We start from the raw sequence: 17,048 nt of genomic DNA on the forward strand, positions 1-17,048 counted from the left end.
ACTAAGAGGCGTCTCGAAGCCACCCAAGGAGACGGAAAGCCAAAGGGTGCCTGTTGATACAAAACAGCTGCGGATCGATATCTACGGTCGAAAAGATTTGTATGGGCTCCATTCCCCGCCATGGCTAAAACCGCCCAGGACGTGCTTCGTCAGATCAAAGATGAAGGCATCGAACTAATCGACCTTAAGTTCACGGACCTGCACGGCAAGTGGCAGCACCTCACTGTCTGTCAGGACCTGATCGAGCCTGATTCCTTCACGGAAGGCCTGGCCTTCGACGGCTCCTCCATTCGTGGATGGAAGGCGATCAACGCTTCAGACATGGCCATGGTGCCCGATCCAGCAACCGCCTGGATTGATCCGTTCTACAAGCACAAAACCCTGAGCATGATCTGCTCGATTCAGGATCCCCGTACAGGAGAAGCCTACGAGCGCTGTCCTAGAGCTCTTGCCCAGAAAGCACTGACTTACCTGGCCAGCACAGGGCTTGCCGATACGGCATTCTTCGGTCCTGAGCCGGAATTCTTCCTGTTCGACGACGTGCGTTACAACTCCGCTGAAGGCGGTTCGTTCTACAGCGTTGACACCATCGAAGCCGGCTGGAATACAGGCCGGATCGAAGAGGGCGGCAACCTCGCTTACAAAATTCAGGAGAAAGAGGGGTATTTCCCAGTCGCGCCGAACGACACCGCCCAAGACATCCGTTCGGAAATGCTGCTGATGATGGCTCAGTTGGGCATTCCCATCGAAAAGCACCATCACGAAGTGGCTGGCGCGGGTCAGCACGAACTAGGCATGAAGTTCGCCGAGCTGATTCAGGCAGCCGACAACGTGATGACGTACAAGTACATCGTGCGCAATGTCGCCAAGAAGTACGGCAAAACAGCCACCTTTATGCCCAAGCCGGTCTTTAACGACAACGGCTCAGGTATGCACGTGCACCAAAGTCTCTGGAAAGGAGGGCAACCCTTGTTCTTCGGGGAAGGAACCTACGCCAATCTCTCCCAGACAGCACGCTGGTACATCGGCGGCATCCTCAAGCATGCACCGTCATTCCTGGCCTTCACCAACCCTACGACCAACAGCTATAAGCGACTGGTTCCAGGTTTTGAAGCCCCTGTAAACCTCGTTTATTCAGAAGGAAATCGCTCCGCTGCCGTGCGCATCCCGCTCACCGGCCCCAGCCCGAAGGCCAAGCGGCTTGAGTTCCGCTCTGGTGACGCTCTGGCCAATCCTTACCTCGCTTTCAGCGCGATGATGATGGCCGGTATCGACGGCATCAAGAATCAGATCGACCCCGGTGACGGAGTGGACGTTGACCTGTTTGAACTGGCCGCTGATGAACTGAAGAAGATCGCCACTGTGCCTGCCTCCTTGAATGGGGCACTCGAAGCCCTGAACGCCGACCACCACTATTTGCTGGAAGGCGGAGTCTTCACCAAGGACTTCATCGACAACTGGATCGACCTGAAATACGAAGAGGTGCAGCAGTTGCGTCAGCGGCCACATCCCCACGAATTCGTGATGTATTACGACGCCTGATCAATAGGGCCTAGTAGCACTGGGGTAATTGACTTTCACCAAAAGTCGTCACTGAAATGGTCCCCCAAAGGGGGCCATTTTTTCTGTAACTGGCGTGGCCTGAGTGGCAGGGGCAACGACAACTCACCGGTTTGATCTCGGCTTGGCTTGCTGCAGCGGGTGATTCAGCGGTGCATTCCGCTGCTTCGGCTGACGTTGGTGGTCTGTCAATGACCTTGGCGCGCGCTGCCCAGGGGGCGCTCCAGCCTTTGAATTGCCCAGAACGAGAGCAAGCGTTGCTTCAATTTCACGATCGTTGACAAGAGAAGCGAGCGATCTTTGATAATTGGTGTGCCTTGGAAGCATCGACTCCTCGGGCGGATGGCTTGAAACGAGTGACTGCTCTTTTGCAGCATCCGCGCTTTGATCCGATAACGCCCAATGCGGTGCGCGCGGTGTTGGGTGGATTCGCTGGGAACCTGTTGGTTTTCCACGCTGAAGATGGCGGTGGCTAAACAAAGAATTGCTTTGGATCAGCGCAATACCATCACCGCGTCGCGCTTGGCCACGGTCTTCGGTCATTGGGGGGGGGGGGGGGGGGCCACAGCCTTGGATCAACACTCCGCCGCTAAGCTTTCCTCTAGTACTCGCGAAGCTGGGGAGATGACAATGAGGCTTAGCATTCTAAAGTAATTTTAATTTGAAAACAAATATTTTTTGATGAAGTGCATTTAGCGCAGAAATTTAAAAAGCTTTTATCCACTTTGCCCAGGCCTTCCTGAGCATTCCTCGCATATACGAACATTTTTGCCGAAGATTGTTCTATCATACTATACAGATTTGCCATTTTAATTAGGCAAATCTGTGAACATATCTCTCTTCTTTTAGCCAAAAATTTTGCTTATAGATTGGCAGCGATTAAGCTTATGGTGTCGCCGCTTTGTTGGAGTTGAAACTCATCGCCTAGTCCTTTTACGGAGTTGGAAAGGAAACTCCCTTCAATCTTGCCTCCGACAACTGTAAAGAGATCTATTTGCTCTCCTTTGCCAAGTGTTAAACCTGAGGCAATATTTAATGTTAGTTCAGGACCGCCACTGTCGCCATTATCTTGAAGAATCAAATTTCCATCATTGATTATTATTGAATCGAATTCGTTCGCTTCTTTGCCTAAGACATCAAATTCGAATCCTGACCGGTATGTGGATGTAAGACTAGAGTCTTCTCCGGTCATGGTGATTTTTCCAATCTTATCGTCAGCGGCTCTGCCGCCAGGAGCGATAATTGCATCGTTCAAAATCTTGATTCCAGTATCAGTGCCTGGAGAACCTTGTTCAATGAATTCGTGGGTTCCTGTGATGTAACCTAGTACGTCGTCGCTGATGTTTGGATTTAAATCTCCTTGAGCATTACGGATCGTGGCAACTCCTTGTTTTTGAATCCATTGGCCGTCTTTGCCTCCATTGAAGACGCCCCCGTTTGTTAGGACATCTACTTCTGTATCTACTTCTCCACCTATGCTATTAGTCAATTTGGCATTTAGGTTGAATCTTCCATTGCCGAGGATTGAAATATTAGCTTGTTGAGAATTCTTCTTGTCTTTAGGATCTGTTGCTCTAGATAAATCAAAGGTTCCATTGTTGTGATTGAACTCCATTTTTTGGAAATCAAAATAATTTGGTGACCCCTTGTATTTGCCAATTGTCACGTACTCGTAGAAGTCGAGAGCTATGATCCCTGTGTTAATAAAAGTTCCCCATTCAAAGTTATAATTATTTTGAGTGGTCTGAGCGAGATCACCAGCAGTGTAGTCCCCCCTTATGTTTCCCGTGTTGTAAAACGTACCGCCAGATTGTTGGAATAAAGAATCGTCATCTTCTTTGCTGGCAATATTTAAGATTGTTCCTGCGTTGTGGAATGTTGAGGTGTTGTCTGGGTGTAGATAGTCTTGAACGCCATTGAAAATAAGTACACCGCTGTTATTAATTGTCCCACTATTTCTATTTGTAAAATCAAAGACATTCAGTCCGTATTGGCCATTATTGCCGACGCTAACGTCGTCTGGTTCGTATGGAGCTATAATGAGAGCGAAACCTGAATCCAGATTGTCGTATGTTGAATTAACGCCACTGGAACTCCCTGGAATAATTAGATCGGCATCGTTATACCAACCTTGGATTCCTCCGTATGCAATAAACGTTCCATTGCCACTTAAATTATTATCCCAATAGGAGTTATTAGCAGGGCGCCCGTTCAGTGGATTAGGGATCTGCCCTGCTTGGATGAATGATGACCTGTCGTTGGGATTTATTTGGACATTTTGATATTTCTTATTCATGCTTGATTAAGCAATAAACACTAATTTAATAGTGTGTGCTTGTGAACTGAAGAGGTCCTTTTGCCTCTTTTCTCTTAAGGTTTGGATGTAAAGATTGTTGCTTGCAACCAGCTTTGCATAAGAAAATTTCTTCCAGGCCTTGCGTTGAATGATGTTAAACGTGCTGCCTCCTGGTGCATACACTTCCACAACTGATTAGCTGCTATCATTATTGCTTACAATGCAAATCAGATTCCAACAACAATAACAACCTACAAATCATAGTAGACGATAACAACTCCCCCACCCCGAAATAGATTTAAGAGCGGGTGCAGACACCACCCCTTCAGCACGCGCAAGGACCTCTTCCAGGCTCCTCGACACTGAATCTGGTGGTTCTTGGTAGGCAACCGCTGCAGAAGGGCCTACTCCCCCGGAGCCTTGGCGTGACTGGATTCAGGGTGAGCTGAAAAGACCGCGCTAATTGGACAGTTATTATTGATATTATCTAAAATGAAAAATCCTGAAAAACAAATGAAAACCTTGGTTCTGTTAAGTGCCTTGTTGGTCTAGTTTGGACCTGTTAAAGCACAATCGAATGAAGCTTTATATTACTATTGGAGTGGTGTTGCTTACACCGCTGGAAATATTTTATGCGGTTTGGCGAAGGAGGGCCAAATTGACAAAGAATATGCAAGAAATTTTTTATCTGAAATCAATAAATCATATTCAAGAGATCCACAAATGGAGCGGAATATGAGTGCAATTGAGCTGGGTATTAAAAGTGCCAAAGATGAATGCCCTGAAGTTTACTTCTAACAAATTTGCTGCCCTGGAGCCATGGCGACACCGGCTTCCCCTTCAACACGCGCAAGGACCTCTTCGATCAGGATCAAGGACTTCCTGGCTGACTTCTAGGGCTCCAGAACAAAAAAAGAGGCCGTATTACTCCGACCTCCTATCCATCTCGAACTGAGTCAAGAGTGTCAGCTGATCGCTGTAACGCAAGAGTCAGAAGGCATCAGAGTTCATCATCATCCTGTTCCGTATCGGAATCAGGAACTTGCTCAAGGAGCTTTTCGAGATGTTCAGCCAGAGGGTATGGCTGTGGTTGCGGATCCCCTGCTTTCGAACGAGACGCGATTGCTGGTCAGTTCGTAACCAATAGTGCCGTCAAGGTTCTGCTTGCTCAAATCTTTCAAAATTCCCTACTGTCCTGGCGCCTTGACTTGTGCCGGCGATGAACCACCACACCAGTTCACACGCTCATGATGGTTCTCTAATTTGTAACTTCCATCCCAGTCATCGTGCCCATAAATGCAGAACAATTGACTTGTCGAAACAAGGCCAGCGGGGATCTGACAAACGGCTATCACAACCAAAGAAATTGCTATGAGAACAGCATACTTTTCACTCACGATAAAACCAAATATGGGAAACCAAATTCATTCTATCCTTATCTGTGTCAACTGCAAAGCGTGTCGTTTTCGCTGTTACCTTGAATGCAATGATGTTCGCATCTAACAACCCTGGAAAGGATGTCAGTCCCCAGCTCAGCCTCGTTCCAGGATCACCGAGCCTCAGACATAAGCCGCCCTTCTGAATACCATTGGAGCAATGGTCTCCGTTTTGGTTGTCTCCAATGCCAGAGAACTGGATTCCTGGGCTTCAAGCTGCTAAACCTTCCGCTGCCGACCTCAAGAAGCGGCCAACTGTCGAAGGTGTCTCTGAAGAGGGTAAATATGAGAAGATCATTTCTCTGGAAGAGCTAGAGCTAGCCAAGGAATCAGGCTTCGAAGTTCCCAACGATGGTCGAGCCCCAGGCTTTTAAGGCTCCAGATCAGCTCCTAAAGCAGGTTCGGTCACGGTCCACCCAAGGCCCTTCAGTTGGAACCACAGACTCGCCGCGTCTTCATATCTCATCTCCTTTCTGGTCTTGAGCAGAGCAGGTCCATCGGGCATCGGTCTGCCGTGGTCCACGAACACCCTTTGATCCTTGACCCACTTGCTCTTTGGGTCCCGGTGAAAACGTGCAAGTCAGTAACCCTTCGGGTCTGAAAGCCATCCATCCATGGCGCCCTCATAACTAGAACATCTGTACTAGCTAAAAGGCGGTGCTGTGGTCAACCGTCCCCAAAAACTGTCCCCAAAGCCGTCCCCAAAAGCGTCCCCAAAACGGCGGAACCGCGATACAAGCAAAATTTAGGCTGCGACTGGTGTTTTAGCGAGGCTGACGGTGTATTACGACATTCGTGATGTACTACGACGCCTGATCCATAGGGCCCACTCGCACTAGGGCACTTGACTTTCCCCAAATGGTCCCCAAAAGGGGACCGTTTTTTTAATTGCGATCGTCCAGTAGTGGACATTGACTCCCAGGCATCCTTCTGCAGGAAGCTGATCCTGAAAGAGAGAGACTCCTCTTTCGCCGATGTGATCTACGTGCTGGCCATGGGTGAGTACAGCACTCGCTGAACTGTTGGAGCTGGAATCCTTAAGTGGGCAGCTGATCCTCTTGTAAGACACGATGTGGGATTTTTATGGTCTCGTTAGCTAGCCGTTGCCAAGGAAATCAAATACCTGCTGGACTCCACTCACCGTTCTTTTGTAGAACTTCGTGAAACCACACCTGGTACATGAAACTGCGTTGTAGCGCTTGTTGCCGACGTCAAACATGCTGCTCCAAAATCCACCGGAGACACGAATTTGACCAGTTTCGTAAGAAGTGCATCCACATTCAGTGCACACATACCGAGTAGGTTCACTGTCATAAGAAGCCATACGCTTGATGGATTTAGTTTCTTATCCATAACATTAGTCTGTCTGTAGGCTTTCTCTACTGCGCCACTTGCTCAGCAGCGCCAGCTTCTTATGCGTCGCTATATTTCTGTCTCCCTGTAGGATTGATAATTAGGCAAACGTGATCAAGAAAGAGATCAACTAGTTGATAGCGCAACTTCGGCAGCATCGAGTCCTTTCGTCCTACCAAGATAATCTAAAATGTGTTGGTGAAAATCAATCGAAGAAGGCCCTTGTCTTGTTAGGCAATGTTTTGCTTGTAACAAGCTCTACCATGGCTGAGGGTCAATACGATCAAAACTCTTACTGGTTTGGATTGACTGCTAGAGCTGGTAACACTCTTTGCCAGCAAGCCAAAGGGGGATTGATCTCCAAAGCAGATGCAGCGTCTTATGTTGATGGCATCCGAAAATCAGCAGAGACAGATCCAGACCTAATCGAATTCAAACAAGATTTCTACAATGCCCTTGGGCTTTTAAAGAAGAATCCCGACTGCAGAGGTGTTATCAAATAAGCCCTTCGCTTTTTATCGTTCCACCAGGCCAGTGAGATTGAAGCAGGTCGTCCAAGCAGAAGAGTCCGCCTACCAAGTGATTCCCGGCGACCCTGGACAGGGGCAAATCTAAACTGAATGTGAAAATATAAACACATTTCAGTGTACGGTTATTGCGATAAATCAATGTAACTTTTAACAGCGGTTCAGTTCATGTGCTTCTTAGCTTCTATTCACTTGCAGAAATTGCCATGGCAACGAAATTGAGGCTTTCAACGTCAGAGGAGTTTGAAATTGCAATTAGGTGGGAAACACTCCGATCCGAGTATTTTCGTGCAATCGGAAATATTCAAAAATCCAATGAATCTCTTCTGATAATCAAAGAGCTTAGGTTGCGTCTTAGGTCTGAAGGTATTGATACTCATCCTGATGAAGTCACTGAAGCGCATGAACCGAATGGGGCAAATGGTTCTTTCACTGCAAAGCCTTCAGAGGCAGTCTTCGCCTGAATGTTTCTGGCACCGACTCCTCCTGCGGAATGGCGGGAGGACTTTGCTAGGCCTCAACTTTATTTTTTAATTCCTGATAGCTCCCTGAACAGATATCACACAAGCCGCAGGAAAACGCTCCAAAAGCTGCGGCGAAGATTTATGCCGATGTTCCCGTGGCCCTTGCAGTGCCCCCAGAGGCCTCAGAGACTTGTTTCTAATACTTGGACCATTTAGATGATGTTTTCAGATTGCAGGGCTACTTTGCTAGAACGGCAAGCGATTGTAAGTGCTAATTGTTAGCAAGGAATGGATAGGGTGGATCGCGCATTCCTCAATCGTCGTCGAATGCTTCCTAATAACAATCGATCGTTATTACACAGTTCAGTTGAATAATTGTTCAGGATTTGCTAACAGCTCAAAAGCCATTTTTCACGCTCGAGATGCATCAGTCCAGAAAGCGATAAACGAACCTCAGGGTTGCAAGCAACATTTACCAATACCTGAAAGATTTTAGCAAAACTTGTTAGCACAATCGGGAGCAAAAGCCACCGCAATCAAATAAATACCGGTATCTCGAAATAGTGCATCACGTAATTTCAGATAGTCCTTTTGAATTTAGACGAAGAACCATCAAAAGCCTCAAGTCCGCAGATGGACCTTTGGCCATGATCCAAAGCAATGATCTCCATGAATGAAGAACCAGTCAAACCCTGTCAGTTTTGGTTTTTTTTCATAGGCAATAAGCCCTGATGAACATAACCACCATCAACAACTAGATCGACTCCAGTAATATAAGATGCTTCGTCGCTACATAAAAACGTGGCTGCATTCGCTATATCTTCCGGCACTCCCATTCGCTTGAGAGGGACTAAACTCCCCATTTTTTTGAAAAAATCAGGGTCCTGCTTCAACCTTTGATCGAAGATTGGCGTTTCGATAAATCCAGGTGAAATAGCATTGACTCGAATACATTTATCGGCAAGATCAATAGCAAAATTAGCCGTCATCTTTGTAACTGCAGCTTTCGCAGCGGAGTATATTACATGATCTGTAAATGTCACGTGACCTGCGATGGATGATATCAACAGAATTGACGAATTCCCACTTTTCAAGTCTTTTTCAGCAATCCTAATTAAATCAAAGATAGACCTCACATTTACACTAATTGTGAGGTCGAACTCCTCAAGAGTTGCTTTTTGTAGCGGCAGCCTATAACCAATTCCAGCACTACAGACCAATGTGTCTATGAAGCCAAAATTGTTTTTGGCGTCTTCAATCATATCTTTCAGTTTTTCATGATTTGTTACATCTCCCTGCATAGTCTGCAGGTTTTCTCCTAATTCATTTTTTAACTCTCTGAGTCTTCTCTCGTCCCTGCCAATCACGGCAACTTGGGCTCCCTCGGCGACAAAGCGCTTAGCAATACCTCGACCAATTCCACTGCTTCCTCCTGTGATTAATGCAACTTTTCCAGACAAACGATTTGACATAACGAATACGTCACTCTTCTTGTATTAGCAGATCCATCTTCCTTATCAACTTCCATCTTTTGGATTCAACATCGCTGAATGAAACAGAACCCACATCATCGGAAAAAGTGGTTCATCAGGTCTTACAGTCACTCGTCCAGGATTTTGATCAAGGAGCCTCCAGAGGCCAGCTGCTTGCGGTAGTGGCCTAAGGACTTCTTCGCAGACTTCTGGGGCTCCAGGTCAGCTCCCCAAGCGGGTTCAGCCAGTGTTCAGTCTAGGCATTCAGCTGAAATCGTGGAGAGGCTGCATCCGCGTATCGCACTTCCTTCTGGTCTTAAGCAGCGCAATTCCATCAGGCATGGGTCTGGCGTGGTCAACGAAAACCCTTTGATCCTTAAACCAAGTCTTTGACGGATCTCTGTGGGACCTTGCAAACCAATACTTCCGGATCACAAAGCCACCATCCAAGGCCATCCAGATGACGAGAACTGCTGCACTAGCCATGCAGAGGTGCCGTGGTCAAGAAGGCAGAACAGCAAAAGATACAGAATGCAAGCTGTGACTAATGGTTTGGTGATGCCCTAGGTGGCTTACGACATTCGTGATGCAGCAACACGCCTGAATCCGTCATTGATCCGCAGGCCACATTCATTAAGAAGGAGCTTCGGCTCTTTTTTATTTTGACCGTCCTGCGAAGCATCAAGGGCTGGTCCCTTCAGCCATGCCGTAACAAAGCCATGGCACTGTCGTGCAATTGCTTGGCATGAAGACGGCGACGAGCACACACTTGCTGCTGCGCCAAAGCGCTGCGCTGATCAAGGCGATCAGGATGCTCTTCGACCTGGGCATGGGCCGCTTGCTGCCTCAGCACATCGTGTGCATGGCGATCTGCCCAGGCCAGAAATTCAGCGGCTGCTCGCTGCCGCCGCTCCAGCACGTTGCCTGAATACGACACCACAGTTCCGGGGGCAATGGTCTCAATAGCCATCGAGAGCTCCTGATCGTCCTGCACATATTCTGTAGCAACGGCTACCATTTTTACAGTGGCTTCACATAAGTTTCGCGTTCGTTTCGGCAAAAGCCCACGACAGGGTTCGCGATCCATTGAAATGGGTCGGCTTGGATCTCAATCCTGTTCATGGCGCCCAGTTTCACTGAAATTGCTTACCGAACCATGCAGCAGGGCCGCAGCCTGGCTGGTCTGGTTCACAAGGAACTGAGCACCAAGGTGATGGAAGTGGTGGCGCCGGATGTAGTGCCGAAAACGCAACCTGTTCCCAGCGAAATGATCGATGCGCTGCGTCAGTCGCTGGATGAGTTGCACGCGCGTGACTGGCAGGATTCTGAGACGGGGATTTACCCCCAGTCTCTGCTGTTCGATATCCCGTGGCTGGAATGGGCTGAACGCTATCCGAAGGTCTGGCTAGACCTGCCTTCCAACTGGGCAAGAAGGCGTGCCAGAGACGTCAAGGACATCCCTGATCTGCCCAATCGCGATCTTTATCCCGACTACTACCTCCAAAATTTCCACCATCAGACTGATGGCTACCTCAGCGATCATTCCGCTGAGCTATACGACCTGCAGGTCGACATCCTGTTCAACGGCGCTGCTGATGCCATGCGTCGTCGGATTCTTCCTTATCTATGCAAGGGACTCAACCGATTTGCTGATCGCCCCGAGGGCAGCCTGCGCATTCTCGATGTTGCCACCGGAACGGGCAGAACATTGCATCAAATTCGTGCTGCGCTTCCGCAGGCCACTCTGGTGGGAGTGGATCTTTCTGAGGCCTACCTGCGCCAGGCCAATCGATGGTTGAACCAATCCAACAAGCCTCTGGTGCAGCTGGTTCAGGGCAACGCGGAACGGATGCCCTTCGATGACGCTGGCTTCCAAGGGATCACTTGCGTATTCCTCTTTCACGAACTGCCTGCAGATGCACGACAGGCCGTTTTACAGGACTGCTACCGACTGCTCGAACCAGGCGGGGTTTTGGTTTTGGCGGATTCTGTTCAATTGAAGGATTCGCCTCAGTTCGACGTTGCCATGGACAATTTCAGGCGAGTTTTTCACGAGCCCTACTACCGCAATTTCATCAGTGATGACATTGACCAGCGCCTTGAAGATGCAGGCTTCAGTGATGTTCAGGCCGAATCTCATTTCATGACCAGGGTGTGGACGGCCACCAAGAATTGATCACTCAACACAGTGATTCCCTGACATAGACGCTTGCAGGGGCATGGCAACCCCATATGGTGCAATCACTCAGGGACTCCGTCCATGTCGAATCCTTTTCGGATCCGCTGGTTGCGGGGATGGACCTTTCAGATCGTTTTCATGGAAGGCAAGGTTCAGGTTGAGGCTCACGGTTTCGGAATCTGCCTGAGAACGGCCTTGAATTCCGGCGAAAGCCCTATCGCAGCTGCGGATCGTTTAGTGCTTGCAGAGGATCGACGTCGGCGAGCTCTCTACCAAGCTTGGGTGAAAGGCCAGCCCCTTCCTACACCGCAGGAAGGCCAACCACATCCTGAGGAACGTCTTCAGGATGCCCCGGATTCTCTAGTGGTGGTCGATAGCTCAGCGGTAGCAGCCTGAGGTTCAGCGAGTCAGCCACCACCCCAGGGCAAGGGCCGGACCACCCCAGCGCAGGGCTCTCCAGAACCGCTGACCTCGTTCAGGCGTGATCAGCCAGTTGAGAGCTTCAGGATCAGTCTCGATCAATCGACGCAGTAGTCGACGCTGCTGGATCCGTCGGATCGAGCGTCGATCCTTGGCCTCCCAGGACCTGGGCTGATAACGGAGAAGGGAGCGCAGTCCATGCAAACCTCCCCGACCGCGTAGCTGCCTGTTCACCACCATCAGCAATCACACAGGCCAGGATAGAGAGACACTGCTGATCCAACGCCAACGTGTCCGCGAAGAAATGGCCAGAACAAGCGATTGAGCAGGCCCTGACGCTGCATCAGAGTCTCAGCATCAGTGATCGTGAATGGCACAGACTCAAAGGCGATGCGGATCGACGTGGAGCCGAATTACTGGCTGCGGCGCTGGCACAACTGCTCCAGAATGGGCGCAATGATGATGTGGAAGCACTAACTCAGCAGGCTCTGGGTTGGATCAGGGGAGAGCTGAAAGACCCTGGCTGCCCTCGGCACTGATCTCTCTTTGGCAGGATCCAGGCCGACGGCAGGCCAGCTGAACCCTATTGCCGCGACGGCTCCAGCGAATGTCATCAAAACACTGGTGCATCAAAAACAGACCGCGCCCTTGATTGGCATCAACTCGGTCCGGCAGACAGCCCTGTCGTGCATCTCTCGATAAACCATCGCCCTCATCCTGGATCTGCCAGATCAACCAGTTCGGCGTGAGAATCCGACGGATTCGCAGACATTTGCGAGGGTCTCCGGCATTGCCGTGACGCACGGCATTGACCAGTGCTTCCTGCAGACCCAATTGCAGCCGACACGAGGTCTCGTTGCAGTCAACTGGCTCCAACAACAGCTCCATCAATGGACTGAGCTGAAACGTTGACGGAAGGATGAAGTCCGCCCACCGGAACGAAGGTAGAAATCGGCTGAACATCAGCGCTGTTTCATCCTTTTCGACCTTACCGGCCTGCTGACGTTCTGCCAGAGAAAGCCAACGCTGTCATGACCTACTCGCCAACCCAGGATGCTGGAGAAGTGCATCCATCAGACGCACGCCCCGGAGTTGGTTAACCAATGGCATATGTCCTTCAGGCGCTTCCATGCACCACTGAAAACTGCCTGGGTAACGGGTCCAGACACCATCCTTCTTCCAGCCGATCCTCGGCCAAAGCCTTTCGTAACGCCCGCCGAGTGTGCTCAGTAGTCGAGATTGAACCGTGAATCCGAAGCGTCCCTGGGAGTAGGCGATCCAGAGTCTGTCGATGGTGGTCAAATCCAGAGCCTCCATCGCGGGGACTTCGCTGAAATACACGTATCCCCGTTGCACAGCCTGGTCACCGGCCAGTTGACGCAGTGCGGAACTGGTGAGGCGATCAGCCTGCTCAAACTGCTCATGAAGTAAAGCCTGTTGCAAAGCCGTGTAGTCGATCCCACAGGACGACGGCATCTGGAACCAACCATTGGAGACTCCAGGAATGGCCTCCAGAGCCTTGGGCTGGTGACGTTGAAGGATCTGCAAAATCCAGCCCGCCCCCCACTCATCACCCTCTGGGGAATAGGCCTTGAGGGCAACAACAGCTTTGCCTGAAAGCTGCTCTGAAACTTTTTCCAGAGCAGAAGCCGTTGAACGCTTCTGCCGAGATGATCCCGAAACCAGTCGTTCCAGCAACTGATCAATGCCGAGTTCTGTTGAGGGTGGTCGTCCGGAAAGCATGGCAAGGTGCCGGCCACTGACTGGCTCAGCATTGGCCCACTATGTCAGGCATGGGCAACAGCATCGTGACCGGTCTCAATTGCTTCCGCACGGCGAAGGGGACCATCGTGGATGTGAGAACACCCTCAGAATTTGCTCAAGGTCACTGGCCAGGGGCTGTGAATATCCCCCTATTCAGCGATGAACAGCGTCATCAGGTGGGGCTGGCCTACAAGCAACAGGGTCGGCTGAACGCGATCCAACTCGGTTTAAGGCTCTGCGGCCCATCCCTGGAGGACTTATCGGTTGCACTCACAACGGCAGCCGGAGGACCCGCAAATGCGCTGAGGATCTATTGCTGGCGTGGAGGCATGCGCTCCAACAGCATGGGTTGGCTGGCTGGACTAAGCGATCACCCCGTCACGGTGCTGAATGGGGGGTACAAGAGCTATCGACGATGGGTGCTGGATCGCTTCGAGCAGATATGGCCGCTGCGGGTGCTGGGCGGAAGGACAGGAACGGGCAAGACCGATCTGCTTCTGGAATTAAACAGACAGGGCGTTGGTGTGATCGATCTCGAGGGTCTCGCCAGCCACCGTGGTAGCAGTTTCGGCAATCTGGGCATGCCGCCACAACCGACCAGCGAACACTACGAGAACAAACTGGCGGAATGCCTGGAGAACCTGCGTCATAACGGAGTTCAGCAAATCTGGCTGGAAGCCGAAAGCATCCAGGTGGGGCGCTGCAGGATTCCCAAAGGGCTGTTTGATCAGATGCAAACCTCTCCGGTACTGGAAATCCAGCGCAGTGACCAGGAACGGGTTGAGCGACTTGTGGAGGTTTACTCGTGTCATGAGGCGGCCGAACTGCGGAAAGCTACGGAACGGATCCAGAAGCGCCTTGGACCTCAGCGCACCCGTCAGGCCCTTGAAGCGATTGATTCCCAAAACTGGGATGTGGCCTGTGAAGCCATGCTCGATTACTACGACAGCTGTTATGACCGTGAACTCGAGCGTTCACCGGCTAGATCCTTGGTGAATCTCCAAGGACTCGACAGCAAGCAAGCAGCAAGACTGCTTCTGGATCAAGGGCACGTCATCCCTGGAATCTCCAATTAAGATCCACACCTCCAAGTTGATGAACCATGGCAGAAGGTGACAAGGCGGCGATTCAGTTCTTCCGCGGCACTGACGAGCCGGTGATTCCCGATATCCGCATGACGCGAAGCCGCGACGGTCGCACCGGGCAGGCCATATTCATTTTCGAGGAACCGCAGGCACTCGCACCGGAAACGATGGAAGCGATCGCCGGCATGTGGATGGTGGATGAAGAAGGCGAAATGGTGACCCGTGAAGTGAACGGCCGTTTCGTGAATGGCAAGGCTTTTGCTCTGGAAGCGACCTACACCTGGAAAAGCGAAGCGGATTTCGAACGCTTCATGCGCTTTGCGCAACGTTATGCGGATGCCAACGGAATGGGTTATTCGCAGAACTCCGGCGACAATGACGCCAGCGAGGAAGGAACAGACGGGTGAAATTTCAGCACTGGCTCGGACTTGCGGCATTGCTGACATCCGGGCTGTTGCTTTGGAGCCTCCGCGAAGTTCTGATTCATCTCTTCGCCGCCGTGGTGCTTGCCATGGCGGTTTGCACGCTCGTAGGCGCACTGCGCAGGCGATGGACGATTCAGAGGCCGTTGGCCCTGATCATCTGTCTTCTCGGTCTGGTCTTGATCGTTGCCATTGCAGTGGCTGTGATCATTCCACCGTTCTTCAGCCAGTTTCAACAGCTGCTTCAGCAGCTTCCTGCTGCGGCCCGCGAGCTCCAACAGATTGTGATGGGTTGGGTCAACCAAGCCTCATCGCTTGTCTACGGAGCAGGTGATGGAGCTGGAAGTGGAACTCGGCTCGTTCCGGGTGACCTGACATCACTCCCCAACAGCACGGCTCTGGCATCTGGCGTGAGTGGTGGAATTAAGGGTTTGCTGGGTCTTGCCAGCAATCTCGGCAGCGGACTTGTTCAGCTGGTGTTTGTGTTTGCGGTGGCTCTGATGGTGGCGATTCAGCCGGAGTCCTATCGCAATGTGGCTATTCAGTTGGTGCCTTCCTTCTACAGGAGACGCGCCAAAAGCATTCTTTTGCAGTGTGGGGAGGCCCTGAGCAGCTGGATGATCGGAGTTCTGATCAGTTCGGTGTGCGTGGGGCTACTGGCGGGAATCGGGCTATCCCTGCTTGGCGTGAAGTTGGTGATGGCCAATGCTCTGCTGGCTGGCCTGCTCAACGTCATTCCCAATGTGGGGCCCACCCTCAGCACCGTGTTCCCCATGGCGGTGGCTCTACTTGACGCACCTTGGAAGGCGCTGGCTGTCCTGGGTCTCTACGTGGTGATCCAACACGTTGAGAGCTATGTGATCACCCCGTCAGTAATGCAGCACCAAGTGAACCTGCTTCCTGGCCTCACATTGACTGCACAGTTCATCTTCACCGTGCTGTTTGGACCGCTGGGGCTGTTGATGGCCCTCCCTCTTGCGGTGGTAATGCAGGTGCTGTTCCGGGAGATCGTGATCCACGACTTGTTGGATCCATGGAAGAAGCGTCGCGCGGCCGCATGAATCCAAGCAACCTGCTGGCAGCTCTCGCCCTTGTGGTGCTGGCTCTGCTGACCTGGCAGCTGCGCTGGGTGCTGTTGGTGTTGTTCGGTGCCGTGGTTTTGGCTGTCGCCCTCGATGTCCCCATTCGCCATTTGATCAAGCGCTACCGATTGCCTCGACCGCTGGCTCTGTTGGCGGTGCTGCTGATCGGGATCATTGGAGGGCTGTTGGTCATGCAGCTTCTACTGCCTCAGTTGATCTACCAATTCGAACAACTCACGACTCTGTTGCCAGCGCTTTTCGGCCAGGTTCAAGCGTTGCTGTCCAATCAGCCCCTGCTTGGTGAGCTGGCGCGAAGCCTGCCCGACCAATTCAGCTGGGAGCGCATTCAACCTTTCGGATTTCAGTTGCTCGGCGTGGCCGGTGGAGCGGCCAACGGTCTGGTTCAGGTGCTGCTGATGAGCCTGCTGGCGGTGCTGCTTGCCCTGGACCCCTCAGCACATCGACGCATGCTGATTGTTGCAACACCGCGACCAGCACGCCCATCCATGGAGGACCTACTGGACCAGTGCCGCACCGCTCTGGGTGGCTGGCTGGCTGGCATGACCCTCTCTGCCTTAGCGATGTTTCTTTGCACCTGGGCAGGTCTAGCAATTCTGCGAATTCCACTGGCCCTGCTTTCTGCTTTGGTCTGTGGACTTCTGACCTTCGTACCGACGATCGGGCCCACAGCGGCAACGCTTCTGCCTCTCAGCCTGGCGTTGATGATCTCACCGGGAACAATGCTTCAGGTGTTGGTGCTGCGACTGGCACTGCAGAACCTGGAAGCGTTCGTACTCACACCGCTGTTGCTCAGGCGCACCGTGAATCTCCTGCCCACGGTTGCCCTGACTTCCCAGCTGAGCCTGGGTGCTCTGCTGGGACTACCTGGGGTGTTACTGGCGCTTCCTCTGGTGGTGGTGCTTCAGGTGGGGATGGAGCAGGTTGTGGTTAAGAAGATCATGGACCGCTGGACTTAAGCGTCTGAATC

19 protein-coding genes and 2 pseudogenes are annotated in these 17,048 nt (G+C 51.5%); 13 read left to right on the forward strand and 8 right to left on the reverse strand.

What is annotated here, in order from left to right:
* Positions 1 to 120: 120 nt before the first annotated feature.
* Together glnA and DXY31_RS17835 are read left to right on the forward strand one after the other, a co-directional pair.
* Positions 121 to 1,542: a type I glutamate--ammonia ligase gene (gene glnA / locus DXY31_RS06840; protein ID WP_114993003.1), complete on the forward strand. Its 1,422-nt coding sequence runs from the start codon at positions 121 to 123 to the stop codon at positions 1,540 to 1,542.
* 131 nt (positions 1,543 to 1,673) lie between these two features.
* Positions 1,674 to 2,036 (forward strand): annotated as a pseudogene (locus DXY31_RS17835) (aminopeptidase N C-terminal domain-containing protein).
* A 386-nt stretch (positions 2,037 to 2,422) separates the two neighbouring features.
* Here the strand turns inward: DXY31_RS17835 and DXY31_RS06850 are convergent.
* Positions 2,423 to 3,856, reverse strand: coding sequence for a hypothetical protein (locus DXY31_RS06850; protein ID WP_114993004.1), 1,434 nt, complete (start codon positions 3,854 to 3,856; stop codon positions 2,423 to 2,425).
* 1,621 nt (positions 3,857 to 5,477) lie between these two features.
* Here DXY31_RS06850 and DXY31_RS06855 point away from each other — a divergent pair.
* Positions 5,478 to 5,666 carry a hypothetical protein gene (locus DXY31_RS06855; protein ID WP_114993005.1) on the forward strand — a complete coding sequence of 63 codons (189 nt, stop codon included), beginning with the start codon at positions 5,478 to 5,480 and terminating at the stop codon, positions 5,664 to 5,666.
* Here the strand turns inward: DXY31_RS06855 and DXY31_RS06860 are convergent.
* Positions 5,663 to 5,857 (reverse strand): annotated as a pseudogene (locus tag DXY31_RS06860) (DUF1651 domain-containing protein); the annotation flags it as partial. The gene DXY31_RS06855 and the pseudogene DXY31_RS06860 sit on opposite strands and share 4 nt — an antisense overlap.
* 279 nt (positions 5,858 to 6,136) lie before the next feature.
* Here DXY31_RS06860 and DXY31_RS17330 point away from each other — a divergent pair.
* Complete coding sequence (locus DXY31_RS17330; RefSeq protein WP_206749797.1) at positions 6,137 to 6,310, forward strand: hypothetical protein; 174 nt, start codon at positions 6,137 to 6,139, stop codon at positions 6,308 to 6,310.
* Positions 6,311 to 6,388: 78 nt separating this feature from the next.
* Here the strand turns inward: DXY31_RS17330 and DXY31_RS06865 are convergent, their stop codons facing one another.
* Complete coding sequence (locus DXY31_RS06865) at positions 6,389 to 6,616, reverse strand: zinc ribbon domain-containing protein (protein ID WP_114993006.1); 228 nt, start codon at positions 6,614 to 6,616, stop codon at positions 6,389 to 6,391.
* Positions 6,617 to 6,908: 292 nt separating this feature from the next.
* Between DXY31_RS06865 and DXY31_RS06870 the strand changes: the two genes are divergently transcribed.
* Both DXY31_RS06870 and DXY31_RS06875 read left to right on the forward strand, forming a co-directional pair.
* Entirely contained in the window at positions 6,909 to 7,148 is a 240-nt protein-coding gene (locus tag DXY31_RS06870) for a hypothetical protein (protein ID WP_170953585.1), read from the forward strand.
* A 230-nt stretch (positions 7,149 to 7,378) separates the two neighbouring features.
* Positions 7,379 to 7,636, forward strand: coding sequence for a hypothetical protein (locus DXY31_RS06875; protein ID WP_137024927.1), 258 nt, complete (start codon positions 7,379 to 7,381; stop codon positions 7,634 to 7,636).
* A gap of 695 nt (positions 7,637 to 8,331) precedes the next feature.
* Here the strand turns inward: DXY31_RS06875 and DXY31_RS06880 are convergent.
* Both DXY31_RS06880 and DXY31_RS06890 read right to left on the reverse strand, forming a co-directional pair.
* Complete coding sequence (locus tag DXY31_RS06880; protein ID WP_114993009.1) at positions 8,332 to 9,108, reverse strand: SDR family NAD(P)-dependent oxidoreductase; 777 nt, start codon at positions 9,106 to 9,108, stop codon at positions 8,332 to 8,334.
* A 697-nt stretch (positions 9,109 to 9,805) separates the two neighbouring features.
* A complete protein-coding gene (locus tag DXY31_RS06890; protein WP_244279593.1) occupies positions 9,806 to 10,126 on the reverse strand; it encodes a hypothetical protein in 321 nt (106 codons plus the stop codon).
* A 102-nt stretch (positions 10,127 to 10,228) separates the two neighbouring features.
* On the opposite strand from DXY31_RS06890, the gene DXY31_RS06895 reads away from it, so the two are divergent.
* Together DXY31_RS06895 and DXY31_RS06900 are read left to right on the forward strand one after the other, a co-directional pair.
* On the forward strand, positions 10,229 to 11,284 hold the full coding sequence (locus DXY31_RS06895; RefSeq protein WP_114993011.1) for a class I SAM-dependent methyltransferase: 1,056 nt from the start codon (positions 10,229 to 10,231) through the stop codon (positions 11,282 to 11,284).
* Between the two features lie 84 nt (positions 11,285 to 11,368).
* Positions 11,369 to 11,683, forward strand: a complete 315-nt coding sequence (locus tag DXY31_RS06900) for a copper-binding protein (RefSeq protein ID WP_114993012.1) — start codon at positions 11,369 to 11,371, stop codon at positions 11,681 to 11,683.
* 3 nt (positions 11,684 to 11,686) lie between these two features.
* Here DXY31_RS06900 and DXY31_RS06905 read toward each other — a convergent pair whose 3' ends face one another.
* Positions 11,687 to 11,944, reverse strand: a complete 258-nt coding sequence (locus DXY31_RS06905) for a hypothetical protein (RefSeq protein ID WP_206749798.1) — start codon at positions 11,942 to 11,944, stop codon at positions 11,687 to 11,689.
* A gap of 53 nt (positions 11,945 to 11,997) precedes the next feature.
* Between DXY31_RS06905 and DXY31_RS06910 the strand changes: the two genes are divergently transcribed.
* On the forward strand, positions 11,998 to 12,246 hold the full coding sequence (locus DXY31_RS06910; RefSeq protein ID WP_114993014.1) for a DUF6439 family protein: 249 nt from the start codon (positions 11,998 to 12,000) through the stop codon (positions 12,244 to 12,246).
* On the opposite strand, the gene DXY31_RS06915 is transcribed toward DXY31_RS06910, so the two are convergent.
* Positions 12,206 to 12,670: an ATP-binding protein gene (locus DXY31_RS06915; protein WP_114993015.1), complete on the reverse strand. Its 465-nt coding sequence runs from the start codon at positions 12,668 to 12,670 to the stop codon at positions 12,206 to 12,208. The genes DXY31_RS06910 and DXY31_RS06915 overlap by 41 nt on opposite strands.
* 66 nt (positions 12,671 to 12,736) lie before the next feature.
* Positions 12,737 to 13,450: a GUN4 domain-containing protein gene (locus DXY31_RS06920; protein WP_114993016.1), complete on the reverse strand. Its 714-nt coding sequence runs from the start codon at positions 13,448 to 13,450 to the stop codon at positions 12,737 to 12,739.
* A 41-nt stretch (positions 13,451 to 13,491) separates the two neighbouring features.
* On the opposite strand from DXY31_RS06920, the gene mnmH reads away from it, so the two are divergent.
* From mnmH to DXY31_RS06940, 4 genes are read left to right on the forward strand one after another with little or no spacing between them, the layout of a single operon-like run.
* The gene (mnmH, locus tag DXY31_RS06925; protein ID WP_114993017.1) at positions 13,492 to 14,547 is read left to right on the forward strand and encodes a tRNA 2-selenouridine(34) synthase MnmH; all 1,056 of its coding nucleotides are present in this window, start codon (positions 13,492 to 13,494) and stop codon (positions 14,545 to 14,547) included.
* 26 nt (positions 14,548 to 14,573) lie between these two features.
* On the forward strand, positions 14,574 to 14,963 hold the full coding sequence (gene psb28, locus DXY31_RS06930; protein ID WP_114993018.1) for a photosystem II reaction center protein Psb28: 390 nt from the start codon (positions 14,574 to 14,576) through the stop codon (positions 14,961 to 14,963).
* Positions 14,960 to 16,039 (forward strand): AI-2E family transporter, encoded by a 1,080-nt coding sequence (locus tag DXY31_RS06935; protein ID WP_114993019.1) that lies wholly within the window; start codon positions 14,960 to 14,962, stop codon positions 16,037 to 16,039. The genes psb28 and DXY31_RS06935 overlap by 4 nt, the downstream gene beginning before the upstream one ends.
* Complete coding sequence (locus DXY31_RS06940) at positions 16,036 to 17,037, forward strand: AI-2E family transporter (RefSeq protein WP_114993132.1); 1,002 nt, start codon at positions 16,036 to 16,038, stop codon at positions 17,035 to 17,037. The genes DXY31_RS06935 and DXY31_RS06940 overlap by 4 nt, the downstream gene beginning before the upstream one ends.
* Positions 17,038 to 17,048 lie beyond the last annotated feature (11 nt).

Source organism: Synechococcus sp. UW179A (assembly GCF_900473965.1).
Taxonomy (GTDB): Bacteria; Cyanobacteriota; Cyanobacteriia; order PCC-6307; family Cyanobiaceae; genus Synechococcus_C.